The organism is Sciscionella marina DSM 45152, from assembly GCF_000379465.1.
In the GTDB taxonomy this organism is placed as follows: Bacteria; Actinomycetota; Actinomycetes; order Mycobacteriales; family Pseudonocardiaceae; genus Sciscionella; species Sciscionella marina.
Genome location: NZ_KB905380.1, coordinates 437,477 through 460,802, shown reverse-complemented (window position 1 = coordinate 460,802; position 23,326 = coordinate 437,477). Strand labels below are relative to the sequence as shown.

Annotated in this window: 28 protein-coding genes; 8 read left to right on the top strand and 20 right to left on the bottom strand. The window is 70.1% G+C overall.

Annotated elements, in window-relative coordinates; all coding sequences use genetic code 11:
• Position 1 precedes the first annotated feature (1 nt).
• Genes A37U_RS0102135 through A37U_RS0102125 form a run of 3 tightly spaced genes read right to left on the bottom strand, consistent with a single transcriptional unit; the run spans position 2 to position 2,819 of the window.
• Positions 2 to 733 (bottom strand): SDR family NAD(P)-dependent oxidoreductase, encoded by a 732-nt coding sequence (locus A37U_RS0102135; RefSeq protein ID WP_020494960.1) that lies wholly within the window; start codon positions 731 to 733, stop codon positions 2 to 4.
• Positions 730 to 1,644, bottom strand: coding sequence for an aminoglycoside phosphotransferase family protein (locus A37U_RS41990; protein WP_020494959.1), 915 nt, complete (start codon positions 1,642 to 1,644; stop codon positions 730 to 732). Before A37U_RS41990 ends, A37U_RS0102135 begins: the two co-directional genes overlap by 4 nt.
• A 47-nt stretch (positions 1,645 to 1,691) precedes the next feature.
• The gene (locus A37U_RS0102125; protein WP_020494958.1) at positions 1,692 to 2,819 is read right to left on the bottom strand and encodes an FAD-dependent oxidoreductase; all 1,128 of its coding nucleotides are present in this window, start codon (positions 2,817 to 2,819) and stop codon (positions 1,692 to 1,694) included.
• Positions 2,820 to 2,952: 133 nt separating this feature from the next.
• Here A37U_RS0102125 and A37U_RS0102120 point away from each other — a divergent pair, with 133 nt between their 5' ends.
• Complete coding sequence (locus A37U_RS0102120; protein WP_020494957.1) at positions 2,953 to 3,804, top strand: LLM class flavin-dependent oxidoreductase; 852 nt, start codon at positions 2,953 to 2,955, stop codon at positions 3,802 to 3,804.
• On the opposite strand, the gene A37U_RS0102115 is transcribed toward A37U_RS0102120, so the two are convergent.
• Together A37U_RS0102115 and A37U_RS0102110 are read right to left on the bottom strand one after the other, a co-directional pair.
• Positions 3,801 to 5,249, bottom strand: a complete 1,449-nt coding sequence (locus A37U_RS0102115) for a 4Fe-4S binding protein (protein WP_020494956.1) — start codon at positions 5,247 to 5,249, stop codon at positions 3,801 to 3,803. The two genes, A37U_RS0102120 and A37U_RS0102115, sit on opposite strands and share 4 nt — an antisense overlap.
• A 7-nt stretch (positions 5,250 to 5,256) precedes the next feature.
• Positions 5,257 to 6,165, bottom strand: coding sequence for an AurF N-oxygenase family protein (locus A37U_RS0102110; protein WP_020494955.1), 909 nt, complete (start codon positions 6,163 to 6,165; stop codon positions 5,257 to 5,259).
• Positions 6,166 to 6,256: 91 nt separating this feature from the next.
• On the opposite strand from A37U_RS0102110, the gene A37U_RS0102105 reads away from it, so the two are divergent.
• Entirely contained in the window at positions 6,257 to 6,964 is a 708-nt protein-coding gene (locus tag A37U_RS0102105) for a TetR/AcrR family transcriptional regulator (protein ID WP_020494954.1), read from the top strand.
• A gap of 162 nt (positions 6,965 to 7,126) precedes the next feature.
• Positions 7,127 to 7,249: a hypothetical protein gene (locus A37U_RS54330; protein WP_020494953.1), complete on the top strand. Its 123-nt coding sequence runs from the start codon at positions 7,127 to 7,129 to the stop codon at positions 7,247 to 7,249.
• Here A37U_RS54330 and A37U_RS0102095 read toward each other — a convergent pair.
• From A37U_RS0102095 to A37U_RS41985, 3 genes are read right to left on the bottom strand one after another with little or no spacing between them, the layout of a single operon-like run.
• The gene (locus A37U_RS0102095) at positions 7,246 to 8,304 is read right to left on the bottom strand and encodes an FAD-dependent oxidoreductase (protein ID WP_020494952.1); all 1,059 of its coding nucleotides are present in this window, start codon (positions 8,302 to 8,304) and stop codon (positions 7,246 to 7,248) included. The two genes, A37U_RS54330 and A37U_RS0102095, sit on opposite strands and share 4 nt — an antisense overlap.
• A 32-nt stretch (positions 8,305 to 8,336) precedes the next feature.
• Positions 8,337 to 8,672: a cytochrome P450 gene (locus tag A37U_RS54590; RefSeq protein WP_338054978.1), complete on the bottom strand. Its 336-nt coding sequence runs from the start codon at positions 8,670 to 8,672 to the stop codon at positions 8,337 to 8,339.
• 21 nt (positions 8,673 to 8,693) lie between these two features.
• Positions 8,694 to 9,515 (bottom strand): cytochrome P450 family protein, encoded by an 822-nt coding sequence (locus tag A37U_RS41985; protein ID WP_020494950.1) that lies wholly within the window; start codon positions 9,513 to 9,515, stop codon positions 8,694 to 8,696.
• 72 nt (positions 9,516 to 9,587) lie between these two features.
• On the opposite strand from A37U_RS41985, the gene A37U_RS0102085 reads away from it, so the two are divergent.
• A complete protein-coding gene (locus A37U_RS0102085; RefSeq protein WP_020494949.1) occupies positions 9,588 to 10,646 on the top strand; it encodes a TetR/AcrR family transcriptional regulator in 1,059 nt (352 codons plus the stop codon).
• A gap of 6 nt (positions 10,647 to 10,652) precedes the next feature.
• Here A37U_RS0102085 and fmdA read toward each other — a convergent pair whose 3' ends face one another.
• The 5 genes from fmdA to A37U_RS41980 are packed head-to-tail and all read right to left on the bottom strand — an operon-like array spanning position 10,653 to position 14,068.
• Entirely contained in the window at positions 10,653 to 11,906 is a 1,254-nt protein-coding gene (gene fmdA / locus A37U_RS0102080) for a formamidase (RefSeq protein ID WP_020494948.1), read from the bottom strand.
• A 7-nt stretch (positions 11,907 to 11,913) separates the two neighbouring features.
• Positions 11,914 to 12,198: an FmdB family zinc ribbon protein gene (locus A37U_RS0102075; protein ID WP_020494947.1), complete on the bottom strand. Its 285-nt coding sequence runs from the start codon at positions 12,196 to 12,198 to the stop codon at positions 11,914 to 11,916.
• Positions 12,199 to 12,233: 35 nt separating this feature from the next.
• Positions 12,234 to 13,643: an amidase gene (locus tag A37U_RS0102070; protein WP_020494946.1), complete on the bottom strand. Its 1,410-nt coding sequence runs from the start codon at positions 13,641 to 13,643 to the stop codon at positions 12,234 to 12,236.
• A 9-nt stretch (positions 13,644 to 13,652) separates the two neighbouring features.
• The gene (locus A37U_RS51225) at positions 13,653 to 13,808 is read right to left on the bottom strand and encodes a hypothetical protein (protein ID WP_020494945.1); all 156 of its coding nucleotides are present in this window, start codon (positions 13,806 to 13,808) and stop codon (positions 13,653 to 13,655) included.
• A complete protein-coding gene (locus A37U_RS41980; protein ID WP_020494944.1) occupies positions 13,805 to 14,068 on the bottom strand; it encodes a hypothetical protein in 264 nt (87 codons plus the stop codon). The genes A37U_RS51225 and A37U_RS41980 overlap by 4 nt, the downstream gene beginning before the upstream one ends.
• A 129-nt stretch (positions 14,069 to 14,197) precedes the next feature.
• Between A37U_RS41980 and A37U_RS0102055 the strand changes: the two genes are divergently transcribed.
• Entirely contained in the window at positions 14,198 to 14,419 is a 222-nt protein-coding gene (locus A37U_RS0102055) for a PspC domain-containing protein (RefSeq protein ID WP_020494943.1), read from the top strand.
• Here the strand turns inward: A37U_RS0102055 and A37U_RS0102050 are convergent.
• Positions 14,400 to 15,596, bottom strand: a complete 1,197-nt coding sequence (locus A37U_RS0102050; RefSeq protein ID WP_020494942.1) for an FAD-dependent monooxygenase — start codon at positions 15,594 to 15,596, stop codon at positions 14,400 to 14,402. The genes A37U_RS0102055 and A37U_RS0102050 overlap by 20 nt on opposite strands.
• A gap of 71 nt (positions 15,597 to 15,667) precedes the next feature.
• Between A37U_RS0102050 and A37U_RS0102045 the strand changes: the two genes are divergently transcribed.
• On the top strand, positions 15,668 to 16,561 hold the full coding sequence (locus tag A37U_RS0102045) for a LysR family transcriptional regulator (RefSeq protein WP_020494941.1): 894 nt from the start codon (positions 15,668 to 15,670) through the stop codon (positions 16,559 to 16,561).
• Here A37U_RS0102045 and A37U_RS0102040 read toward each other — a convergent pair.
• A complete protein-coding gene (locus tag A37U_RS0102040; RefSeq protein ID WP_020494940.1) occupies positions 16,547 to 17,248 on the bottom strand; it encodes a hypothetical protein in 702 nt (233 codons plus the stop codon). The genes A37U_RS0102045 and A37U_RS0102040 overlap by 15 nt on opposite strands.
• On the bottom strand, positions 17,245 to 17,787 hold the full coding sequence (locus A37U_RS0102035; RefSeq protein ID WP_020494939.1) for a DinB family protein: 543 nt from the start codon (positions 17,785 to 17,787) through the stop codon (positions 17,245 to 17,247). Before A37U_RS0102035 ends, A37U_RS0102040 begins: the two co-directional genes overlap by 4 nt.
• Before the next feature lie 88 nt (positions 17,788 to 17,875).
• On the opposite strand from A37U_RS0102035, the gene A37U_RS0102030 reads away from it, so the two are divergent.
• Positions 17,876 to 19,552, top strand: a complete 1,677-nt coding sequence (locus A37U_RS0102030; protein WP_020494938.1) for an ABC-F family ATP-binding cassette domain-containing protein — start codon at positions 17,876 to 17,878, stop codon at positions 19,550 to 19,552.
• Here the strand turns inward: A37U_RS0102030 and A37U_RS41975 are convergent.
• Positions 19,503 to 20,312: a globin domain-containing protein gene (locus A37U_RS41975; RefSeq protein WP_020494937.1), complete on the bottom strand. Its 810-nt coding sequence runs from the start codon at positions 20,310 to 20,312 to the stop codon at positions 19,503 to 19,505. The two genes, A37U_RS0102030 and A37U_RS41975, sit on opposite strands and share 50 nt — an antisense overlap.
• Before the next feature lie 53 nt (positions 20,313 to 20,365).
• Between A37U_RS41975 and A37U_RS0102020 the strand changes: the two genes are divergently transcribed.
• Positions 20,366 to 20,713, top strand: a complete 348-nt coding sequence (locus A37U_RS0102020; protein ID WP_040586416.1) for a winged helix-turn-helix transcriptional regulator — start codon at positions 20,366 to 20,368, stop codon at positions 20,711 to 20,713.
• Positions 20,714 to 20,738: 25 nt separating this feature from the next.
• Here A37U_RS0102020 and A37U_RS0102015 read toward each other — a convergent pair whose 3' ends face one another.
• Genes A37U_RS0102015 through A37U_RS0102005 form a run of 3 tightly spaced genes read right to left on the bottom strand, consistent with a single transcriptional unit; the run spans position 20,739 to position 23,326 of the window.
• Positions 20,739 to 21,398: an SRPBCC family protein gene (locus A37U_RS0102015; RefSeq protein ID WP_020494935.1), complete on the bottom strand. Its 660-nt coding sequence runs from the start codon at positions 21,396 to 21,398 to the stop codon at positions 20,739 to 20,741.
• Entirely contained in the window at positions 21,395 to 21,739 is a 345-nt protein-coding gene (locus tag A37U_RS0102010) for an ArsR/SmtB family transcription factor (RefSeq protein ID WP_020494934.1), read from the bottom strand. The genes A37U_RS0102015 and A37U_RS0102010 overlap by 4 nt, the downstream gene beginning before the upstream one ends.
• Positions 21,740 to 21,778: 39 nt before the next feature.
• Complete coding sequence (locus A37U_RS0102005; protein WP_020494933.1) at positions 21,779 to 23,326, bottom strand: GMC family oxidoreductase; 1,548 nt, start codon at positions 23,324 to 23,326, stop codon at positions 21,779 to 21,781.

The following is a 23,326-nucleotide window of genomic DNA, read 5'->3' as shown; positions in this document are numbered from 1 at the left end:
GTCAGCGCACCGGTTCCCCATCCCGGAAGAGGCCGCCGGTGGGGCCGTCCGCGCCGAGGGTGGCCGCCCAGAGGATGCCGCGTGCGCTCTCCGCGGCCGGGCGGTCGTTGTCGTCGTCGCCGCGTTCGGGATGGGTGGCGGTTTCGCCCGGATCGACGGCGTTGACCAGGATCGGGGTGTCCGCGAGGGCCCTGGCGAGCACCGTGGTCAACACGTCGAGCATGTACTTGCCCATCGAATGGGCGGGGGAGCGCAGGCTCGCGCCGAGATCGAGCCCGGTGGCGATCTGCTGGGCGGAAAGGCTGGAGACGTTCACGATCCGGGCCGCGGGCGCGGCTTTCAACAGCGACAGCATCGACTGGACCAGCGCCCACGGGCCGAGCACGTCGACCTCCATCGCGGAGCGCACCGCGTCCATATCGGCCTCGAGTGCGGACATGGTCCGGAAGTCCGGCACATCGCTGGCGTTGTTGATCAACACGTCCAGCCGTCCGAAAGTCTCGGTGAGATATCCGGCGGTCTCGTCCATGCTTGCCCGCTCGGTCAGGTCCAGGCGCAGGGCGGTCGCCGCGTACCCGTCCTGGCGCAACCGCTCGGCCAGCGATTCGGCGCGGGCGAGTTCGCGCGCGGTGAGAATGACGTGGTGGCCGAGCCCGGCGAGCCGGCGGGACACCGCGTAGCCGAGCCCGGCCGGGCGGCTGGTCCCGGTGATCAGCGCGGTCTTCGTGGTCATGGTCGGTTCGCTCCTCGGCGGGGTCGGTTCCCGGTCAGCGCGCGTTCGAGTGCGGCCCGGCCCGCCGGTTCCCAGCTCGGTTTGCCTCCGGGAAGCCCGTGCCTGCCGTTGATTCCGATGCGGATCAGCAGCAGGGCGCGCAGCACGGCCCACCCGCGGGCCCGAGTGCGGGTGGCTTCGTCGGCGTCCGGATAGGCCGCGAAGAACCGGCCCGCCGTGCCGGCGGGCAGCAGAACCCAGGCGGCCGCCAGATCGACGGCGGGATCGCCCGCACCCACATCACCGAAGTCGATCACTCCGGCGAGCGTCCCGTCGCGCACGATCACGTTCGCCGGATGCAGATCGTTGTGCAGCCAAACCGGTGCGCGGTCCCATACCGGTGCGGCGACGGCCCTCGCCCAGACCTCGCGGGCCGTTTCGCCCGCTGTTTCGCCGGCGAGCAGTTCCAGGGCACTCTCGAACCCGTCCTGGAGCGCGACCATCGGCCCGCTGCGCGTGGGATTGACCGGGGCCTGCGCGGGCGCTTCCCGGTGTAGTGCCTTCAGGAACTCCGCCAGCGTGTCCGCCGCGCCGGGGCGGGTGATCGGCATGCGGTCCGCGGGTTCGCCATCGACCCAGCGGGTGATCGTCCAGGTGTGCTCGAACAGGTCCGAGGGTTCGCCGACGCGCACCGGAGCCGGTGTCGGCAGCGGCAGGTGCCGCGCGAGTTCGGGCAGCCACCGCTGTTCGATGCGCAGCAGGTACGGGGCTCGTTCGGTACGCGGCAGCCGCACGGCCAGATCCGCACCGAGGCGCCACTGCTGGTTGTCCCAGCCACCGGCCACCTCGCGGAGTTCGAGCCCGGCGAGATCCGGATGCTGTTCGGCCACCAGTGCCCGCACCAGATCGCGCTCGAATCCGAGCTCCTCCATGGCGCTGCCTCCTGTCGTGGTGTCCACCGGCAAGCTAGCAGCACCGGCTACTGGTCTCCGGCGAACGCGGCGACGAGGCTGTGCGGGGCTTGCGGGCCGAACATGAACTCGTAGAGCCGAACTCCCTCGGCGGCCTCCGCGGCACCGCGCGGGAACATGGCCCGTTCGAACTCGCCGAGCGCGGTTTCGAGCTCGTCCGGGTGTGCGGCGGCGATGGCCTCGCCGAGTTCGGCACCGTCCTGCATGGCCAGGTTGGCGCCCTCGCCGTTCGGCGGTGCGAGATGGGCGGCATCGCCGATCAGGGTCACGCCCGGCACGCGGTCCCAGGAATGCCCGGCCGGAAGTGTGTTCAGCGGGCGCAGGATCGGTCCCTCGTCGGCCTCGGTGATCAATGCGGTGAGCTCGGGTGCCCAGCCGTCGAACTCCTGTGCGAGGCGCGCGGCGGCCGCGCCGGAGTCGGTGAAGTCGATTCCGGCGAACCAGTCCTGCGAGTGGCTCAGCGCCACATAGCTGTGCAAGGTTCCGCCGGTTTCCCGGTGAGCCTGGATTCCCTTCCCCGGAGCGAGCGACCAGAGTGAACCGCCGCCGACCGCCTTGGCGCTGGCCGGATGCCGGGTGTCGCTCTCGAACAGGTAGGTCTCGATGAACGACATGCCGATGTACTCGGGTGCCGCGGGGGAGAGCAGCGGGCGGACTCGCGACCAGGCTCCGTCCGCGCCGACCAGCAGGCTCGTGATCACGGTGCCGCCCTCGGCGAAGGTCACCTCGTGGCGGTTCTCGCCGAGGGAACGCACGCCCGCCACCTTGTGGCCCCACCGCACAGTGCCCTTCGGGAGCGAATCGAGCAGCATCCGGCGCAGCGCACCGCGCGGCGCCTCGGGGCGGTCCCCGGTGCCGTCGTCGGGGATGTCGAGCAGCACCGTGCCGTCCCGGTCGAGCACTCGGTACTGCTGGTGGCCTTCGAGGACGAGCTCGTGGAACTGCTCGGTCAGCCCGGCAGCGTGCAGCGCGGGCTGGCCGTTGTGTTCGTGAATATCGAGCAGCCCGCCCTGTGTGCGGGCCGTCGGGGAGGACTCGGCCTCGTACACCGTGACCGGGATTCCGTGTACGTGCAGGACGCGGGCGAGGGTGAGGCCGCCGAGTCCGGCTCCGATGATCGTGACAGGGGTGTGCATGATGGGCTCCTTCGATTGATGGAACATCGTTCCAGAGAAGTCAAGCGACTTCGGAATCGGCGCGAATATGAGTTTCCGAACGAAGCACGGTTGATCTAGTCTCGGTCGGCAGGTCGAACGGGAGGATCCGGACATGCGGTACTCGATCAATATTCCGAACTTCGGGGACTTCGCCGACGCGCGCGCGGTGACCCAGGTGGCGGTGGCCGCCGAGGAAGCGGGCTGGGACGCGGTGTTCGTCTGGGACCATGTGCTGTTCGACAAACGGCTCGGTTACCCGATCGCGGATCCCTGGCTGCTGCTGGGCGCCATAGCGCAGGCCACGAACCGCGTCCGGCTCGGTGCCATGGTCACGCCCGTCGCGCGGCGCCGCCCGCAGCAGCTGGCCAGGCAGGTGTCCACTTTGGACAACATGAGCGAGGGGCGCGTGGTTTTCGGCGCGGGGCTCGGCGCGCCGATCGAGGACGAGTACGGCAGTTTCGGCGAACCGACCGATCCGGTGCTGCTCGCCGAACGACTGGACGAGGGGCTCGGACTACTCGGCCGGTACTGGACGGGCGAGCCGGTCGACCATGAAGGAAAGCACTACACCGCGCGGGATGTCGCCCTGTTGCCGCCGCCGGTGCAGCGGCCGCGGGTACCGGTGTGGATCGCCGGGAACTGGCCCCGCCGCGGCCCGATGCGCCGCGCGCTGCGCTGGGACGGGATGATCCCGTTCTTTCCCGGCGCCGACCACGGGACCGCCCCCGCGCCGGAACAGGTTCGCGAACTCACCGCGTTCGCGCACGCTCGGACCGCTTCCGGGCCGTTCGACATCGTGGTCGGCGGGGTCTCTCCGGCGGACCCGGGGGCCGCGGCCGAACTGGTCGGGCCGCTCGCCGAGGCGGGCGCGAACTGGTGGGACGAACGGCGCCCCATCGACGCGGACATCATCCGGCTGGATCCGGTACTGCGGCGGGTGCAGGCCGGACCGCCGCGGTTCTAGCGACCGCGCAGCAGCCGCTCGAAGTCCTTGGGCCCGCGTGCGGGTTCGGCGAGCCGCCCGGCCACGATGTCGTCGATCAGGGTGTCCACCGTCTCGGCCGCGCAGCCACGGTTGGCCCCGATCCCGCCGTGTGCCCCGCGTTTGGCCCAGCCGACCACGTAGGTCCCCGGCGCGTCCACCCGGCCGCGCTCGTTCGGGATGACCCCGCTGGCCGCGTCGAAGGGGACCCCGGGAACGGGCACCCCGCGGCATCCGATGGACCGGATGAACAGGCCTGCCGGAACATCCTCCCCGTCCACCCGGACCGCACGGACCCCGTGTTCGCCGAGCACCGCGCTCGGTGCGGAACCGAAGCGCAGCAGCAGCCGCTTGCCTTCGGGGGGCGGGAAACCCAGATCGACCGGACCGCTCGGCAGCCCACGCAGCAGTGCGGCCTTCGAATCCGGATCCGCCGCCGTGGATTCGCCGCCGCGCTCGTCGACGTGCACCGTGACGCCGCGAAGTTCGCGCATGGCGAGGAATTCCGAACGGGTGTAGGCGGCGTGCTCCGGTCCGCGCCGCCCGAGCAGCACGACCTCGCGGACCTTGCTCGCCCGCAGCGCGGCCAGTGCGCGCCCCGCGATCGGGGTGTCGGAGAGCTCGTCGGGGTCGCTGAGCAGGATCCGCGCGATGTCCAGTGCCACATTGCCGTTGCCCACGATCACCGCGCGCTCGCCGGCCAGGTCCACCGCGTCCTCCGGGACCTCGGGGGAGCCGTTGTACCAGCGCACCACCGTGGTCGCGGCCAGGCTGCCGGGAAGCGATTCACCGGGAATGCCGAGGTCTTTGCTCGCCTCGGCGCCCACCGCGTAGATCACCGCGTGATGGTGCGCGGCCAGTTCGGCATGGCTGAGGTTCCCGCCGATCTCGACGCCGAGCCGTACCCGTACCCGGGGATGCCGGAGCGCGCCGGCGAAGGTGTCCCCGATCCGTTTGGTGGCGGGATGATCCGGGGCCACCCCGAACCGGACGAGCCCGCCCGCGAGCGGAGCACGGTCCAGCACGGTGATCTCGGCGTCCGTGGAACGCAGCAGCGACTGCACGGTGTACCCGGCCGCGGGACCGGTGCCCACCACCGCCACCCGGGGAGCCGAGGCCGCCGAGGGCAGCGAACGCGGGAACCGGGGCGCGCCCCACACCGTTCCCGGTGATTCGTCCGCGAAATGCGCGCGGTTGAGCTCGGAGTACACCCGCTCGGGACCGGAGAGCAGATCGGCGGGGCGCACCGCGTCCACCGGGCAGGCGTCCGCGCAAGCGCCGCAGTCGATGCAGGTCGCCGGGTCGATGTAGAGCATCTCGGTGGTGCCGAAATCCGGCTCGTCCGGGGTGGGATGGATGCAGTTGACCGGGCACACCGAAACGCAGGAGGCGTCGTTGCAGCAGGTCTGCGTGATCGCGTAGGCCATGACCGCGTCAGATCATGTGCACGCGGCGATAGATGGCCACCGCGGGACGGGTGAGCAGTCCCGCCTCGTCCAGGAACTCCATCAATCCCGCGCAGGCGGTACGCATCATCGAGCGGCGGTGCGGATTGTTCGCCGCGGCCTCGACCGCGCGCCGGGTGTCCAGGCCCGCGGCGCGGTACACGCCGTAGTTGACGAGGCTGCGCACGATCACCGAGGCACCGAGCGCGATCAGGGCTGCGCTGGCCCGGCGGCGCAGCGGGCTGATTCCCTCCATGTGCTCGCGGATCTCCTGGCGGGCGAACTTCATGTGCCGGGATTCCTCGACCACGTGGATCTTCGAGCTGGTGCGCACGATGTCCAGCACGTTCTCCCCGCGCATCCAGTCCCGCTGCATCACGTCCAGTACTTCCTCGGCGACCAGGGTGCCGCCATAGGCGACCTCCCCGCCCGCGACGGACTTGAAGACCCGCGCGGCCTCCACGACGTCCTTGCGCGGGAAGTAGGCGGGAACGTCGAGCTTCGCGCAGGTGCGGGCGAACATGATCGAGTGGCGGCACTCGTCGGCGATCTCGGTCAATGCGAACTGGAACTCTGCGTTCGCCGGGTTGTGCACGTACTGATCGCGCAGGATCATCTGCTGCAGGATCATCTCGAACCAGATGCCGGTGCTCATGATCGAGCACACCTCGTGCCTGGTGAGCGTGACCCGCTGCGCCTCGGTCATCTCGTCCCAGAGCGGAGTGCCGTACAGCGTGCTCCACTCGGGATTGAGCCCGTAGCCGTCCTCGGGAAGCGGGGCCTCCCAGTCGATCTCGGTCATCGGGTCGTAGGACAGCGTCGCCGAGGATTCGAGCAGCCGGCGCGAGACGTCGTCATCCGCCGCGCTGTGTGCCGTGGTCCGTGTCGCACCGGTCATTGTCCGAACCTCCATTTACCCCGGACTTTCGGTAACAGGGACAAACTGTACCCCATAACTGCCTGTGAAGAACAGCCGTACACTCTCAGGGGTGACCGTTTCTTCCGATCGTGCCCGTGACCAGGTCGACGGCCGTGCCGCGCGCTGGGCCGGTCAGCGGGAACGGCGCCGTGCCGAGTTCGTGGAGGCCGCGGTGCGCGCGATCGCCGAACACGGCCCGGATGTCTCGGTCGAACGGATCGCCGAAGAGGCCGGGGTCGGGCGCACCCGGTTGTACAAGTACTTCGCGGATGCCGCGGATCTCGCCGCCGAGGTGGTCCGGCGCGCGATCGAGATGCTGAACACCGAGCTCGCACCGGCGCTGAGCCCGCGCAGCAGCCCGGCCGCGATGATCCGGTCCGCGATCGAAGCGCACATCGGCTGGCTGGTCGAACACGAGCCGCTGTACCGCTACCTGAGCATGCACTCGCTGTCCGCGCGACCGGACGGCACCGATGCGATCACCGACGCCAAGACCGCGATCGCCGGGCAGCTGGCCGCCCTGTTCGAGTACTACCTGCCCCGCTTCGGCGCCGAGACCAAGGTGGCCGAGCCGGTGGCTTTCGGCGTGGTCGGGCTCGTCGAATCGAGCACCGCGCGCTGGCTGACGAACCCCGGAGAACTGAGCCGCGAGGAGCTGGCGGGCCTGCTCAACGGGCTGGTATGGCGGATGATCGACGACACCCTGCGCACGGTCGGCGTGCAGCTGGATCCGGACCGGCCACTCGCCGAGACCGGTCCGGATGGTGGTCCCGCCTGACCGGTGCTCCGCGCCGTGGCGGTCCTGCTCCCGGGGAGCCCGATCAGCAGGAGGAGCTGGACATCGCGCCGAGCAGGCCGACACCGAGGTGCACCAGCACGTAGCAAGCGGAGAACGGCCCGGCCCGGCGCTGCCGGACAGTGAGCCGAGGTAGGCGGGCACGTGACTGAGGAACAGCCCGCACACCGCGAAGGCGAGAAAGGGGCGAGGAGCCTGCGGCGGGCCGATCTGGAGCAGCGGTTCCCCGGTCTGCTCGACCTCGCCATCCGGCAGGCGGGCGGCTAACCGGCCGGACTCAGCCGCATGGCCAGTCTGAGTGCGGTGTCCCGCGGCGCGGTGTGCCTGCGCACCTCGGCCATCCTGGCGACCAGCCCGGCCGCGCGGGCGAGGCGCTGGGTCGGTCTGCGCCGCCGCGCGTCATAGGCGGTGAGCGCGTCGGCGATCCGGGCGCGCTCGACTAGTTCCCGGGCGAGCACCACGCCGTCGATCAGGGCCTCGCACCCGCCCCGGCCCAGTGTCGGGCTCATCGCGTGCGCGGCGTCCCCGAGCAGCACGGCGTTCCCGCGCACATAACCGGGCAGCGGCGGATCGAGGGTGTAGAGCCCGTGCCGGAGCACGGAGTGTTCGTCGAGATCGTCCAGCACCGCACGGATTCCGGAGTGCCAGCCGCCGAACCGGGCGCGCAGGGCCGCGGGTTCCCCGTCCGGGCAGCGATCGGTCTCCAGCGCCGGTGCGCTCGCGTACCAGTTGGTGCGCCCGCCGTCCTGGGGAGTGGTGCCGAACAGGCAGCCCTCGCTCCAGGTCTCGGTCATGGCCGTGGCCGCCCGGTTCGCGCTGCCGCGCCAGACGGTGGAACCCGTGTAGCGGGCCCGGAATCGCGCACCGAACAGTACGGCCCGCACGGTGCTGCGCAGCCCGTCCGCCCCGATGAGCACCTCGGCGGCGGGCAGTTCCCCCGCGGACACCGGCGAGCCGAGGTGCAGCACATCCGGCGGCAGTGCCTCGGTGAGCAGGCCGAGCAGTGCGGGGCGGGACACGAACCGCAGCGGTTCACCGGTCTTGCGCTCGATGGCCGCGAGATCGACCGGGGTGATCCGGCTGCCGTTCGCGCGCAGGTATTCGCCCCGGACCGCGGTCAGCCCGAGCTCCCGCGCGCGCTCGCCGAGCCCGAGGGTGTCAAGCGCCGCCATCGCGCCGGGCCACAGGGTGAGCGCGGTGCCGTTGACCGAAAGCACCGGGTCCCGCTCGTGCACCTCCACCCGCCAGCCGTGCGTTCGCAGGTGAATCGCCGCGGCAAGACCGGCGATACCCGCGCCGATGATCGTCGCGTTCCTGCTCATGACGCGACACTACTATGTTTGTAGTAGTACCGCTATCCGGTCAGGCGCACCGGGAGCGCGGCGAGCCGCCAGGTGCCGCCATCGCAGTTGCGTTTCGGCTCGGCGGCGAACGCGAGCTCCGGGTACCGCTTCAGAAGGGCACCGAGCGCGATCTCGGCCTGTGCCCTGGCGATCGAGGCGCCGAGGCAGAAGTGCGGGCCGTGTCCGAAGCCGAGGTGCCCGGTCGTACTCCTGGTGATGTCCAGCCGGTCCGGTTCGGTGAACACCCGCGGATCCCGGTTGGCCGAACCGAGCGCGGCGATGACCGGTTCCCCCTTGCGGACGGTGTGGCCGTGCAGCTCGACGTCCGCACCGGCATAGCGGGGGATCGCGAGCAGATTCGGCCCACATCAGCGCAGGAACTCCTCGACCGCCGAGGGGATCAGTCCATGGTCGGCCCGCAGCGCGGCGAGCTGGTCCGGATGGTGCAGCAGCGCCTCGACCGCGTTGGCGATGAGGTTCACCGGGGTCTGGCCGGCGAGCAGCAGGTGCCAGATCAGCGTGACGACCTCGGTATCGGTGAGCCGGTCGCCGTCCTCGGTCGCGGTGCGCACGAGATCGGAGACCAGGTCCGTTCCCGGTTCCCGCCTGCGCGCCGCCACCTCCGCTTTGGCTGCCTCGACGAACTCCGGGACCGCCGCCCCGAACGCCGAGCCTGCGCCGGACACGATCGTCGCGCCGAACTCGTGCCAGCGTGGCCGCTCGGGTTCCCGGATCCCGGCGATCGCGCAGATCACCTCCATCGGCAGCGGCTTGGTGAACCGTTCGAGCAGGTCGACCGGCTCGTCCACGGGCAGGGCGTCGAGCAGGCCGTCCACGATCCCGGCGATCTCGGCACGGAATCCGGCGATCCGGCGCGGCGCGAAGGCCGGGGTGAGCAGCCTGCGCAGCCGGAGGTGCTCCGGTCCGTCCAGCTCCGACATGGTGTGCAGGTAACCGACATATTCCTCGGGAACGCCCGGTGGGGTCTGAAAGCTGCCCGGGGTGATCGCGAAGCGCGGGTCGCCGAGCATGGCCCGCGCATCGGCGTGCCTGGTCAGGGTCCAGATAGCGCCGAGACCGGGGAGTGCAAGGCGGATCAGCGGGGCTTGTTCGCGTGCCTCGGCGTAGAAGGCGAACGGGTCCTCGAGCGCCGCCGGGGTCGTCGGGTCGAGCTCCGGTGCGGTGGCCATGGAGGCTCCCTTCGGTTCAGATGTTAACTTCAGATGATCATATCATCTACAGTAGTGCGTTATCGTGACGCGATGGCTGCGTTGACACGGGTGGAGCTACAGGAACGCAATCGGGCGAAGGTGCTCGCCGCGGCCCGGGAAATCCTGGTGGAGCGGGGTTACCGGGAGGCCAAGATCGACCACATCGCTGAGCGCGCCGGGCTGACCAGGGGCGCGGTCTACTCCAACTTCCCCGGTAAGCGGGCGCTGTATTTCGGGGTGCTCGCGGAGGAGGCCGAACGCGGGGCGGGTCAGGACATCGGCGGACCGGGGGAGGGTGCGCGGGACTCGATCGGGCTGCTCGCCAGGGCCTGGGTCAGCAAGCTGCTGCTGGCGAACGTGGAGCAGGGCGAGGCCCGCCTGGATGTGGAACTGCTCTCCGAGGTGCTGGTGACCGAGCAGACCCGGCGCCCGTTCGCGCAGCTGATGAAGCTGAACGCGATCCTGCTCGGGCTGGCCCTCGAACGCGGTGGCGCTACCGGGCGGATGGTGCGCCAGGCGGAGAACATCCTGACGATGCTGCACGGGGCGAGCCAGCTGGCCGCCGCGGCGCCCGGATTCCTCGAGCCGTTCAACACCGTGCGCGCCTGCGAAGAGCTCGCCGGACTGGACCTCGGGGACACCTGGACCCCTGCGCCGATCATGCCGAAGGCGCAGCCAGTGGACGAGCCGTGGCCGGTCACCGAGATCGCCGACGCGGTGCGAGCCGAGACCGTGCGGCTGGGCGGGAACGGGGTGCTCGCGGTGCTCGGCCTGCACCGGCTCAACGGGATCGAGGACGCGGTGCGCGCCGCGCCGGAGGGTGCCGAGGTGACCGCGGTGCTCGTGACCGGGGAACCCAAGGAGCTCGCCCCGCTCGCCCGGCTCGTGCTCGCCCAGCTGTGCGGCTACCTGCGGATCGCCTTCCCGGACCGCGCCCTGCCCGCGGTCCGGGTGGTGCACGATGAATGGGGCACGCTCGCGGCGGCGGTCGGGGTGCCCGCGGTCAGCGACGGAACAGAGGTCGCGGTGCGGGTCAACGGTGGCCGGATCGTGGCCCGCGCCGATGGGCTCGGTGCCTGCCGCTCCGCCGCCATCTGGCAACAGGTTTAGCGTTCCTCAGAACGCCGCGCGCGGGGCGCCGACACCGGGGTCGATCCGGGCCGGGCCGTCCTTGCCGGGAGTGACCGGGAAATCGAAGATCGCGGTCGGCAGGTACACCGTCGAGCAGGCGTTCGGGATGTCCACGACCCCGGAGTGGCGGCCCTCGATCGGCGCGGCGCCGAGCAGCAGATAGGCCTGTTCCGGGGTATAGCCGAAGGTGGTCAGGTAGTCGATCGCGTGCAGGCAGGCCCGCTGGTAGGCCAGGTGCGAGTCGAGGTAGCGCTGTTCGCCGTCGAGGGTGACCGAGGTGCCGGAGAAGGCGAGCCATTCGGAGTACTGCGGTTCGACGTTGCCCGGCATGAAGATCGCGTTCTCACTGACCCCGTAGGTCTGCATGCCGCCGGGAATGATGTCCACGTGCAGATCGATGAAGCCGCCCATCTCGATCGCCCCGCAGAAGGTGATCTCCCCATCGCCCTGGGAGAAGTGCAGATCGCCGACGGAGAGGTTCGCCCCGTCCACGAAGACCGGGTAGAACACCCGCGAACCACGGGTGAGGTTCTTGATGTCCTGGTTCCCGCCGTTCTCCCGGGGCGGTGCGGTGCGCGCGGCCTCGCTCGCCACCCGATCGCGCTCGGTACTCGCGACTCCGCCGAGGACCGCGTCGGCGGGCTCGGGTGGCAGGGCCAGGGGCGGGACCCGGTCCGGATCGGTCGCGATGAGCGCCGCCTCCCTGGTGTTCCACGCGCTCAGCAGTTCCCTGCTCGGCGCGGTGCCCATCAGCCCGGGGTGGGTGATACCGGTGAAGGAGACGTGCGGGACGTGCCGTGAGGTCGCGGTGTGCCCGGTGAAGTCCCAGACCGCCTTGTACGCGTCCGGGAACTGCTCGGTCAGGAAGCTGCCGCCGTTGCGCGCGGCGAAGATCCCGGTGTACCCCCAGCCCTGCCCGGCGAGCGGGCCGGAGTCCTCCTGCGGGATCGGGCCGAGGTCGAGGATGTCCACGATGAGCAGGTCACCGGGTTTGGCTCCGTCGACGCCGATCGGACCGGAGAGCGTGTGCACCGAGTTCAGCGGAGCGTCCCGGATGTCCTCGGCCGAATCGTCGTTGTGGATCGCGCCGTCGAACCACTCACGGCAGTGCACCCGGAAGGTGTCGCCCGGCTTGACCCGGACCGCGGCGGGAATGTCCGGGTGCCAGCGGTTGTGGCCGAGGATCTCCTGCTCGGTGAACGCTTTGGTGGAGTCGAGGGGGAAGATCACGTCGGGCATCGCGCACCTACTTTCCGGGACGGGGCAACGTGGCGTGCAGGGGATTCCGGCTCACCGGACGGTTCGGTGCCGCGGGCGGCGGGGAGCGGACCACGGCGGGCTCGCTCGCGGTGCTCTGGGTCTGGTCGAGCAGCCGCATCGCGGTCGAGGAACCCTTGCCGAGCCGGGCGGCGGTGACGAGTTTGCGGGCCGGGAGCCCGCAGGCGCAGTCGAGGGCCGGGGGCGCCTCGCGCATCGGATAGCTGTGCTCGGTGATCCCACAGGAGGGGCACCGGTAGTCGTAGATCGGCACGGATTCCTCCTCACCCGCCGATGGGTCGTTCCTATCTAAACACGGCGGGCCTGTTCGGCGATGGTGTTCCAGGGCATCGCGTCCTCGAGTTCGTAGCCGATCTCCAGCAGGCTGCGTTCATCGCCGTCGGCCGCGCTGAACTGCACCCCGATCGGGACCCCTTCCCCGGCGAGGCCCGCGGGCAGGGACAGGGCGGGTGCGCCGGTGACGTTCGCGAGCGGGGTGAACGCGACATAGCGCTTCAGCCGTTCGATGAGTTCGTCGACCGGCACATCGGGGCGCAGATGGCCGAGTTCCGGGGTGACGTGGCCGAGCACGGGGGAGAGCACGAGGTGGTGGGTGCGGAACATTGCCGCATAGGCGGATTTCGCCCGCGCCAGCCGGTAGAGAGTGCCCGGGGTTCGGTGCGCGCTGCGCTGGTAGATCCGGCGCAGCCCGGTGGTGAGCGGGGTGAGCCGTGCCGGATCGAACTCCTTGCCGAAGCTGCGCTTGCCGAGACCGCTGAGCAGGAAAGCGAGCATGCCCCAGTAGGTGAGGAAGTCGGTGACGAACGGGTCCCCGAACGGCAGCCGCATCGGTTCCACGGTGTGGCCGAGTTTCTCCAGCCGCGCGGCCGTCGCCTCGACCGCGGCCCTGGTCTGCGGGCAGATCGCGGTGTCCACGACCGGATCGAGCACCAGTCCGATGCGGAGTTTGCGCCCGCGCGATTCGCGGATGTGACCAAGCGGCGGCAGCTTCGGGGCCCGCCGGTACCCCTCGGCCGCGGCCAGGAAAGCCGCCGAGTCCCGCACCGTCCTGGTCAGCACCCCGTCCACGACCAGGTTGATCGGCATCTTCGCCAGCTCGCTCGCGACCGTGCGGCCGCGGCTCGGTTTCAATCCGACGAGCCCGCAGCACGCGGCCGGGATGCGGATGGAGCCGCCGCCGTCGTTGCCGTGCGCGATCGGTACCACCCCGGAAGCGACGAGGGCGGCGGCCCCTCCGGAGGAACCTCCCGAGGAGTAGCCGGTGTTCCACGGGTTGCGGGTGGGTTCCTCGTCCACGAACTCCGTGGTCGCGTTCAGGCCGAACTCGGGCAGCCGCGTCTTGCCGAGCACGGTCATGCCGGTGCTGATGAACTGCTTGGCGAAGGTCCCGTAGCCGGGGGAGGCCGCCCGGGGGACCGCGGCGGAACCGTGCCTCGTCGGCAGCCCGGGGACCGGCGTGTTGTCCTTGATGAAGCTCGGCACCCCGCGCAGTGGTCCCGGTTTCGGCTCGGCGACGTGCCCGTAGTCGGCCTCGGCGATCGCGTGCAGCGTGGGGTCCACCCGCCGGGCCCGCTCGGCGGCCTGGCGCGCCGCGTCCTCCGAGGTGAGTTCGCCTGCCCTGATCAGTTCGGCGATCGCGGTCCCGTCCAGCTCGCCGAGCGCGTCTTCACCGAATGCGTGCACGAGTCGTTCGCCCATGCACCGAACCTACTTCCTGCTGCTGACCTTTTTCCAGATGATCACCATGGCGATCAGGACCAGGACGGCGAGCCCGATCACGATCCCGGCCTTGATCAGGTAGTCCTGGAACAGGTGCGCCATGATGTCCCCGCCGTCCTCGGCGAGTACCGCACCCGCGATCATCGCTTGTCGTTCTTGTCGAGGTAGTTGACGACCTTGCGGGCGGCGGTGCCCTTCCAGGCGCCGCGCCCGGTCCGCGTGCTGCGTTCACCGGCCCGGTCGATCACGGTGCGGGCCATCGGCTCCACGTACCGGCGCGCATGGCCGAGCTTCCCCTTGCGCTTGAGGTAGAGGGCGATGGCGAAGCCGATGATGACCAGTACGGCGACCCCGGCGGCCAGGATGCCGAACCGGATGAGCATGAAATTCAGGTAGCTTTCCATGCCCGGAAAGGTACGTCCGGGACCGGGTGGATTCGGACCTCCCGAGGGTGGAGATCAGGGTGGAACTTCGGGGGTGGACTCAGGGCGGTCACCGAGGCGCGGTGGCGCGCGGCCGGGCATCGTGAAGACATGACGACTTATCCGAATTATCCGAACCCCACCTACCGGACCTCGAGGCTGACCCGCTCGCGCACCGACCGGGTGCTCGGCGGCGTCTGCGGCGGGCTTGCCGAGCGTTACGGCTGGAGCGCGGGAACGGTCCGCCTGGTGTTCCTGCTGTCCTGCCTGCTTCCCGGCCCGCAGTTCCTGCTCTACCTCGGGCTCTGGCTGGTCATCCCGCAGCGCCGGTAGTGGTCGCGCGCCGGTAGTCCGCGGTGATCGCGGCGAGCTGTTCGCCGTAGTCCGCGCTGCCCGCGCTCGCCTTCTCCGCGGCGTCCATCTTCCGGTTGGCGAGCACGACCGCCCGTGTCCGCGCCAGCCGCAGCCGTTCGTACTCGCGCAGTCCGGTCATCGGCTCGGTGCCGTCGAGCGCGTCGGCGAGCGCGCGGGCGTCCAGGATGGCCTGGCTCGCCCCGTTCGCCCCGACCGGGTACATCAGGTGCGCGGCGTCTCCGAGCAGGCTCACCCGGCCCGCGCCCCAGTTCGGCAGCGGGTCCCGGTCGACCATCGGGTACTCCAGGATCGGTCCGCCGCCGGTGAACAGTTCGCGCAGGCCGAGCCGGTCCAGCTCCCATCCGTCGAGGTGACCGAGCAGATCCGGTAGTCGCCCGGCCCGTTTCCAGTTCCGTTCGATGGGCGTCCCCGGTTCCGCGACGGCCGCCTCGACCACCCAGTTCACCAGTGCCCGCCCGGATTCGGCCGCCTTCGCCGAGATCGGGTACGCGACCACACGGGTCCCGCGCGCATCGCTGACATGGTGAAAGGAGCGGCCCGTCCCGAAGGAATCGAGTTCGGTGATCCCGCGCCAGAAGTGCGCGCCGTTCCACCGCAGCGGCGCCTTGCCGGGGTGCAGCAGCTCGCGTACCACCGAATGCGCCCCGTCCGCCCCGATGAGCGCCCGGCCGGTGTGCCCCACGTATTCGCCGCCGGCCCGGTCGAGCACCCTCGCGTGCACCGATTCGCCGTTCTGGCACACATCCAGCAGCTGGGCCCCGGTGCGCACCGCCCGCGGGCCGATCCGCTCGCGCACCTGTTCGAGCAGCAGCGACTGCAGTTCCCCGCGATGCACCGAGTACTGCGGCCATTCGTGTCCCGCGGCCAGTCCGCGCGGTTCGGTGAACAACCGCTCGCCGAGGTGATCGAAGTAGACGTGCTCGGCGGTCGGGATCCCGCTCGCCGCAAGGGATTCCCCGATTCCGAGTGAGCCGAGCGCGGCCACGGCCGCCGGCTGGATGTTCAGCCCGACGCCGAGCGGGCGGATCTCCCGGGCGCTCTCCAATACCTCGACCCCGAATCCCTTGTCGTGCAAGGCGAGTGCCGCGGCCAGCCCGCCGATTCCCGCGCCCGCGATGAGAATGTTCCATGTCATACCGCCATGCTCGGCGCGGGCGCGGCTAAAAGTCCAACAGCTGGATCGTCTGCGACCTAGAATTGCCAGTTATGGAACTGCGCCACCTGCATTATTTCCTCGCGGTCCTCGAGGAGGGCTCGTTCACCCGGGCCGCCGAGCGGGTGCACGTCGCACAGCCCGGGGTGAGCGCCCAGATCCGCCAGCTCGAACGGGAACTCGGCGGTCCGCTGTTCGATCGCTCGGCCCGCAGGGTGCGGCTGACCGCGCTCGGCTCCGCGTTCCTCCCGCACGCGCGGGCCGCGCTCGCCTCGGTGGATCAGGGCCGGGTCGCGGTCGAGGAGCTCACCGGACTGGTCCGGGGCAGCGTGACCATCGGCATGGTCAGCACCGCGGCACACGGGTTTCCCGCCGTGCTCGCGGATTTCCATCAAACACATCCGGATGTGGACATCACCCTGTCCGAGGCGAGTTCGGTGGAACTGATCGGCGCGCTGCGCTCCGGCACGCTGGACGGGGCGGTGTTCGGGCTCGGGGCCACCGATCCGGTGGGGGTTCGGGTGCACCCGCTCGCAGACGAACCCGTGGTCGCCGTTCTCGGGCCCGGGGACCCGTTCGCGAACCGCAAGAGCCTGACGCTGCGCGGGATCGTGGACCGGGAGGTGATCAGTTTGGTCCGCGGTTCCGGGGTGCGCGCGGTGTTCGACGAGGGCTGTGCCGCGGCCGGGATGTGGCCGAGGATCGCGTTCGAGTGCAGTGATCCGTGGTTCGCCGTGGAGCTCGCCGAACGCGGGCTCGGGATCGCGGTCCTGCCGAGGCGGTTCGCCACCGCCTATGGTGAGCGGGCGCGCGCCGTCCCGCTCGGCAGGCCGGCGATGCGTGCCAGGCTGGTGTTCGCCTGGCGCGCGAACGGCCCGCTGAGCCCGGCGGCGAAGGCGCTGATCCACCGGGTGCGCACGACGCTGCCCGGTTCAGCCGATCCGTAGCGCCGGGCAGGCCCTGGCCACCGCGATCCCGCGGTCCGCGCGGCCGAGCCGGAACCGCACCTTGCCGTGCAGGATGGTGCCCGAGACCGCCTTGCCCGCGACCCGGTCCTCCCCGGGAAACAGGCTGAACGTCCAGGCACCGCCGATCTCGCAGTCCGGAAGCGAGGACCCGCTCTGCAACACCCGCGCGCCCCAGAGCTGGCGCACCATCAGCGCGCGGGTGTCGGTCTCGCGCACCGTGAACCGCGCTGGATCTGCTGCGCGGATCGTCTCGTCGCTGCCGAAGTGCGGACCGGCCGGACCGAGCACCGTGGCGAACAGCGACCAGTCCCGGCCCGGTTCGGTGACCAGCCGGCCCGCGGGCAGCTGCGCGTCCACGAAGTCCGGCCCGGTGATCCCGGTCTGCCCGGACCGCAGTTCCGGTTCGACCGCGGCCCGGGTGTCCAGCTTCGCCGGATCGGGCACCAGCAGCGCCCCGAATCCCGCCTGCTCCGCGAACCGTGCCCGCGCGAAATGCGCGCGCAGCTCCGCGATCGCGGCGGCCAGGTCCTCCCAGTCCCGTGGTGCGAAGGCCCGCTTCAGGTAGGCCGCGTCCGGAACGGGAAGCCCGCGCCGTTCGAGCCCGTCCCGCAGTGGCCCGCCGGTGCTCCACGCGGTCGCCGCGAGCCGGTCGGGCGCGCGGGTCATGCGCCGCTCCGCGCGCGATACAGATCCCGCAACAGCGAGACCTCGGCGCCGTGGTGGATGACCTCCCGGTGGATGTGCAGCACCAGGGCGATCATCGGGAAGTCCGCGTGCCCCTCTTCGCCGCACGGCTGCCACAGCGCCGCCTCGTCGAGCCCGCGCACACCCGCGATCCACCTCGCGTAGGTGGCGTCGACCTGGTCGAGCGCCCCGGCCGCCGTGCCCGGATAGGCGTGGCTCGCATAGTCCATCGGCGGTCCGCCGAAATGGTCGGCCACCCGCATGCCGAACACGCCGACGATGAGGTGCGCCAGCCGCCAGGCGATGGTGGTCACCGGCGGCGGTTCGGGTTGCGGGAAGGTGAAGTCCACGCTGAACTCGCCGCTGCCGTTGGGATGCTCCACTTCGGCGCGCGGCCGGATGTTCCAGGAGCCGGGCACCGGCTCCCACAGGTACTCCGCGTCGGTGAGGCCGTCCAGGCGCGGCCGCAGCTGGTTGTCCCAGTGCCAGGAGAGTTGCTCGGTGAGGTTCGGTTCCGTCATGTGCCGATGGTAGAAGTACCCACCGACAGATCCGGGCCGAGTGAAAATCGGTTCGCCCGCACCGCGCACCCGGTTAGCATGCGCGGCGATGGGATACGTGGATGTGCAGCAGATCGGCTACACCCTGCCCGATGGGCGAACCCTGCTCGACGGGGTGGGTTTCCGGGTCGGCGAGGGTGCCAAGGTCGCGCTGATCGGGGCGAATGGGGCGGGCAAGACCACGCTGCTGCGCATCGTCACCGGTGAGCTGAAACCGCATTCCGGTGCGGTGCAATGGGTCGGCGGGCTCGGCGTGATGCGCCAGTTCGTCGGCCGGATCCGGGACGAGACCACGGTGCGCGAGCTGCTGCTCTCCCTGGCCCCTCCCGCGCTGCGCACGGCGGCCGCGGACCTGGAATCCGCCGAGCTGGCCATGATGGAGGACGAGGACGAGGCCACCCAGCTGCGCTATGCCCAGGCGATCGCGGACTACACCGACGCGGGCGGTTACCAGGCGGAGGTGGACTGGGACAAGGTGTGCGAGGCGGCGCTGTCGATCGGTTTCGAGCGGGCCAGGTTCCGCCCGGTGCGCACCCTCTCCGGCGGGGAGCAGAAGCGGCTCGTGCTCGAGGCACTGCTCGCCGGTCCGGACGAGGTGCTGCTGCTCGACGAGCCGGACAACTACCTGGATGTCCCTGCGAAGCGGTGGCTCGAACAGCGGCTGCTGGAGTCCCCGAAGACGGTGCTGTTCGTCTCGCACGACCGGGAACTGCTGGCGCGCGTGGCCTCCCGGATCGTGACCTTGGAACTCGGCGCCGGCGGGAATACCGCTTGGGTGCACGGTGGCGGATTCGCCGACTACGAACAGGCCCGCGCGGACCGCTTCGAACGGTTCGAGGAACTGCGCAGGCGCTGGGACGAGGAGCACGCGAAGCTCAAGGAACTGGTCACCATGCTCAAGAACAAGGCGACCTACAACGACACGATGGCCGGGCGCTATCAGGCCGCGCAGACCCGGCTGCGGAAGTTCGAGGAGGCGGGCCCGCCACAGGCGGTGCCGCGGGAGCAGCGGGTGCACATGCGGCTGCGCGGTGGGCGGACCGGGAAACGTGCCGTTGTCTGCTCCGCGCTCGAACTCACCGGCCTGATGTGGCCCTTCGACGCGCAAGTGTTCTACGGGGAACGGGTGGCGGTGCTCGGTTCGAACGGTTCCGGGAAATCGCATTTCCTGCGCCTGCTCGCGCGCGGCGGCACCGATCCGGAACCTGAGCACCGCCCGGTCAGCGGGGTGGAGATCGCCGGGGGCGCGCACACCGGCCTGGCCAGGCTCGGCGCCCGGGTGCGGCCCGGCTGGTTCGCCCAGACCCACGAGCACGGCGAGTTCCTCGGCCGGACCCTGCTGCACATCCTCGGCCACGGGGACGAGCATCGGGACGGGGTCCCGCGCGAGGCGGCGAGCAGGGCGCTGGCCCGCTACGAGCTCGCCGCGGTCGCGGGCAACGAGTTCGACACGCTCTCCGGTGGCCAGCAGGCGAGGTTCCAGATCCTGCTCCTGGAACTGGCCGGGGCGAACCTGTTACTGCTCGACGAACCGACCGACAACCTCGATCTCGTTTCCGCGCAAGCACTCCAGGACGGTCTGGAGCGGTTCGAGGGCACCGTGCTCGCGGTCACTCATGACCGCTGGTTCGCCCGTTCCTTCGACCGGTTCCTGGTGTTCGGCGCGGACGGCACGGTCACCGAATCGGACGGGCCGGTGTGGGAGCAGGAGCGGGTGCGCCGGTAGCGGGCAGCCACGGGGTGCGCTCGCCCCAGCCCCACAGCGGCATCGGTTCCTCCATGTCCGGTTCCGCGCCCGGCCGGGAGAACAGCACGGCCATCCGCGTTCCCCACTCCAGGTAACCGAGGAACGCGGCACGGAACTCGGGATCCGCGGGCAGGCCGGTCTCGTCCGCCGCGTCCACGAGCAGGTTCACCCAGCGCCGCCGCTGCGCCTCGGTGATCGCTTTTCCGAGGTGTTTGCCGAGCATGCCCGGGTGCCCGCCGCGCTCGGTGGAATACCGGTCCGGCCCGCCGAACACCTCGGCCAGCCAGAGAGCCACGAACCGTGGATGCTCGGCGGGCATGTCCGCGAAGACCGGGGCGAGCAGTTCGTCCGTGCCGACCCGGGCATAGAACACCTCGCACAGCCTGGTCAGCGCATCCGTTCCGCCTGTCCAGTCGAACAGTGAGGGGATCGCGTTGCCCCGCCCCGAAATGCCGGTCGGCACGTAGTGCCGCATTTCCTCGATCGCGTCCACATAGTCCCGGATCTCGGCGAAGAAAGAACGAAATGCCGTGCTTCGCCGAAACGAACCGAGGTGGTCCTCTTTCGAGGTCCAGGTGATGCGCAGAATGTAGCAGCAGGTCTCCTCTGCGCAGCGGGAAAGTTCGTAGTCCACACATTCCGGGGCGCTCGAAAGCGGTACCGAGGCACGCCGGTAGGCCTCCTCGAACGCGATCTCGGCCCCGGACGCGATGCGATAACGAATGTATTCGGTGACCATGAAAGCAGCCAAACACCTTGGCGGAAACCGAACAAGTACGTACCTTTTGGTGCGTGGGTAGAGAACGCGCGCGTTACCACTGCCCGGTGGAGGTCGCGGTGGACGCCATCGGCGGCAAATGGGCGGTCGTGATCCTCGCCAGGCTCAAACAGGGAGCTTGCCGTTACGGCGAACTACGCAGGCAGGTACCGGGAATCACGGAGAAGATGCTCACCGAGCGGCTGCGCGAGCTCGAACGCAATGGGCTGGTCGTCCGCACCGCCGGGCGCGAGGGCGCGGTGACCACGATGAGCTACCGGCTCACCGAGGAAGCCGAGGAACTCGCCCCCGCGCTGCAGGCGCTCTACGACTGGGGAGAGCGCAGGGCGCAGCGGCGGCAGCTGGTGATCGAACCGGCCTGATCGGGCCGGGCTGTTCGACCCGGGGCTATTCGGGCTGGGGCTGTTCGGGCTGGGGCGTGAAGAACGCCGCGGTGCGCTCGGCGCGGGCCTGGGCGGTCTCCGGCTCGGTTCCTTCGGCGATGTCCGTCTCCGCCCAGGCCTTGGCGCATTCGCTGATGAACCGCGTGCCGTCCGCGGAGCCCAGCCACGCCTCGACGGCCATGGGGTCCACAGCCTCTCCGGTGGACAGGTGCAGCACCAGCCCGAGCAGCGCGGAGTCCCAGCCGACCCCGGTGGCTCCAGGGCCGAACTGCTCCCAGAACTCGTTCGGGCCGTCCTCGATGTGCGCGATATGGTCGAGCTCGAGCCGGGTGTGCTCCGCGGACTCGGCGTGCAGCCGCACCTCGATCCAGCTGAGCTGCCCGCCGAACTCCCAGGTCGCGCCGAAACTCTCGGGCGGATCGCAGCTTTCGATGGTGCCGCCCGCGTTGCCCTCGATCTGGTATGTCCCGCCCAGGCGCAGTTCTCCGGAGACCGGGAGGAACCAGCGCGGCAGCCGGTCGGGGTTGGTGCACGCGTCCCACACATCCTCGAGCGCGGCGGGGTAGGACTGGCTGATGGTCTGTACGCGGGCCTGACCCGCTTCCAATACCCGGGTGCCCAGTTGCCGTCGTACGGCGTTGATCTGGTGGTCGACGTCGATCATGGGTTCTCCTGCTGTTTCCGTCGGTCCCGTTTTCCGCGCGCCAGCTCGGTGCCGAGCGCGTCCAACCGGGGCGCCCAGAACCGCCGGAACGGCCGCAGCCATTCGTCGATCTCCCGCAGCGGCTCGGTACCGACCGAGTAGAGCCGCCGCGTCCCCTCCGGGCGCACCGTCGCGAATCCGTTCTCGCGCAACACCTTGAGGTGCTGGGACACGGCGGGCTGGGAGATCCCGAACTCGGCGACGACGACCTCGGTCACCATGCCCGAGGTCGCCTCGCCGTCCGCGAGAAGTTCCAGGATCCTCCGGCGCACCGGGTCGCCGAGCACATCGAAGGCGTGCACGAGGAGAACCTACCGTTTACGGCTTATATAAGTCAAGGTTTAGTATTGATCCGCCTTGACCATGTCCGAGCACTTCTCACCGATGGCCATCGTGGTGATGCAGGGATTCACCGCGACCAGGAACGGCATCGCCGAGCCGTCCGCCACGCGCAGTCCGTCCACCCCGCGCACCCGCAGCCGCTCGTCGAGCGGGGCGTCCGGATCCGAGGCCGGTCCCATGGGAACCGTGCAGGAGGGGTGGTAGACGGTGTTGTGCGTCTTGCGGATGTAGTCGGCGATCTCCTCGTCGGACTGGGTGTCCACACCGGGGGCGAGTTCGGCCTTCGCCCATTCGGCCATCGGGGACTGGCTGACGATCTCGCGCGCGAGCCGCACGCCGTAGGTCATCACGCGCATGTCGTGCTCATCGGTGAAATAGCGCGGATCCACCATGGGCTTGTCCCGGAAGTCCTTGGTGCGCAGGCGAACCGTGCCGACCGAGCGGCTGCGCGTCACGTTCGGGGTGAGACAAAAACCGTTCTCGGTGCTCGGGTAACCGTGCCGGAGGGTGTTCATGTCGAAGGGCACCGAACCGTAGTGGAACATCAGGTCCGGGCGGTCCAGGCCCTCCTCGGTGGTGGTGAAGATGCCGATCTCCCACCACTGCTCGGACTCGGTGATCATCGGCTCGGTCGCCTCCCACTGCACCAAGCCCTCCGGGTGGTCCTGCAGGTTGGAACCCACGCCAGGGGAGTCGGCGAGCACCTCGATGCCGTGCTCACGCAGGTGTGCCGCCGGTCCGATACCGGAGAGCATCAGCAGCTTGGGGGTGTCGATCGCCCCGGAGGACACGATCACCTCGCGGCGCGCGGTGATGGTCTCGGTGTGCAACTGGTCCGGGGCGAGGACATCCACCCCGGTGCACCGCTTGCCCTCGAAGCGCAGTTTCCTGGCCCGCCGTCCGGCACGCAGCTCCAGATTCGGGCGTTTGCCCAGGATCGGGTGCAGGTAGGAGACCGAGGCCGAGGCGCGGGTGCCGTCCTCGAAGCAGTTGATCTGGAACCAGTTCGCCCCGTTGGTGACGGTGCGCCCGCTGTTGAACTCGGTGATCGGGATGCCCGCCTGCTCACAGGCCTGCAGCAGGGCGACACCGGCCGGGTCCTTCGGCGGCACCGAACGCAGCCGCACCGGTCCGTCGTGGCCGTGGTGCTCGGCGGGGGAGTCGTTGTTCTCCAGGCGCTGGTAGAGCGGGAACATCTCGCGCGAGCCCCAGCCGGCAAGGCCGAGGGACTCCCACTCGTCGAAATCCTCTTGGGGAGCCCAGAACGCGATCGCGGAGTTGTGCGAGGAGCAGCCGCCGAGCACCTTGGCGCGCGCGTGACGCATGAAGGAGTTCCCGTTCTCCTGCGGCTCGATCGGGTAATCCCAGTCGAATCCGGATTCCAGCAGCGCCATCCAGTCCGTCAGGCGCAATACCGCCGGAGTGTCCTCATCGGACGGTCCGGCTTCGACGAGGCATACCGAGACGTCCGGGTCCTCGGAAAGGCGGGCGGCGACGACGGATCCGGCGGTGCCACCGCCGACCACGACGTAATCGAACTCGGCCAT

Coding starts and splice junctions, on each gene's coding strand:
- A37U_RS0102135 (WP_020494960.1), bottom strand. CDS start 733: ATGACCACGAAGACCGCGCTGATCACCGGGACCAGCCGCCCGGCCGGG.
- A37U_RS41990 (WP_020494959.1), bottom strand. CDS start 1,644: ATGGAGGAGCTCGGATTCGAGCGCGATCTGGTGCGGGCACTGGTGGCC.
- A37U_RS0102125 (WP_020494958.1), bottom strand. CDS start 2,819: ATGCACACCCCTGTCACGATCATCGGAGCCGGACTCGGCGGCCTCACC.
- A37U_RS0102120 (WP_020494957.1), top strand. CDS start 2,953: ATGCGGTACTCGATCAATATTCCGAACTTCGGGGACTTCGCCGACGCG.
- A37U_RS0102115 (WP_020494956.1), bottom strand. CDS start 5,249: ATGGCCTACGCGATCACGCAGACCTGCTGCAACGACGCCTCCTGCGTT.
- A37U_RS0102110 (WP_020494955.1), bottom strand. CDS start 6,165: ATGACCGGTGCGACACGGACCACGGCACACAGCGCGGCGGATGACGAC.
- A37U_RS0102095 (WP_020494952.1), bottom strand. CDS start 8,304: ATGAGCAGGAACGCGACGATCATCGGCGCGGGTATCGCCGGTCTTGCC.
- A37U_RS41985 (WP_020494950.1), bottom strand. CDS start 9,515: ATGGCCACCGCACCGGAGCTCGACCCGACGACCCCGGCGGCGCTCGAG.
- A37U_RS0102085 (WP_020494949.1), top strand. CDS start 9,588: ATGGCTGCGTTGACACGGGTGGAGCTACAGGAACGCAATCGGGCGAAG.
- fmdA (WP_020494948.1), bottom strand. CDS start 11,906: ATGCCCGACGTGATCTTCCCCCTCGACTCCACCAAAGCGTTCACCGAG.
- A37U_RS0102070 (WP_020494946.1), bottom strand. CDS start 13,643: ATGGGCGAACGACTCGTGCACGCATTCGGTGAAGACGCGCTCGGCGAG.
- A37U_RS51225 (WP_020494945.1), bottom strand. CDS start 13,808: ATGATCGCGGGTGCGGTACTCGCCGAGGACGGCGGGGACATCATGGCG.
- A37U_RS41980 (WP_020494944.1), bottom strand. CDS start 14,068: ATGGAAAGCTACCTGAATTTCATGCTCATCCGGTTCGGCATCCTGGCC.
- A37U_RS0102055 (WP_020494943.1), top strand. CDS start 14,198: ATGACGACTTATCCGAATTATCCGAACCCCACCTACCGGACCTCGAGG.
- A37U_RS0102050 (WP_020494942.1), bottom strand. CDS start 15,596: ATGACATGGAACATTCTCATCGCGGGCGCGGGAATCGGCGGGCTGGCC.
- A37U_RS0102045 (WP_020494941.1), top strand. CDS start 15,668: ATGGAACTGCGCCACCTGCATTATTTCCTCGCGGTCCTCGAGGAGGGC.
- A37U_RS0102040 (WP_020494940.1), bottom strand. CDS start 17,248: ATGACCCGCGCGCCCGACCGGCTCGCGGCGACCGCGTGGAGCACCGGC.
- A37U_RS0102035 (WP_020494939.1), bottom strand. CDS start 17,787: ATGACGGAACCGAACCTCACCGAGCAACTCTCCTGGCACTGGGACAAC.
- A37U_RS0102030 (WP_020494938.1), top strand. CDS start 17,876: ATGGGATACGTGGATGTGCAGCAGATCGGCTACACCCTGCCCGATGGG.
- A37U_RS41975 (WP_020494937.1), bottom strand. CDS start 20,312: ATGGTCACCGAATACATTCGTTATCGCATCGCGTCCGGGGCCGAGATC.
- A37U_RS0102015 (WP_020494935.1), bottom strand. CDS start 21,398: ATGATCGACGTCGACCACCAGATCAACGCCGTACGACGGCAACTGGGC.
- A37U_RS0102005 (WP_020494933.1), bottom strand. CDS start 23,326: ATGGCCGAGTTCGATTACGTCGTGGTCGGCGGTGGCACCGCCGGATCC.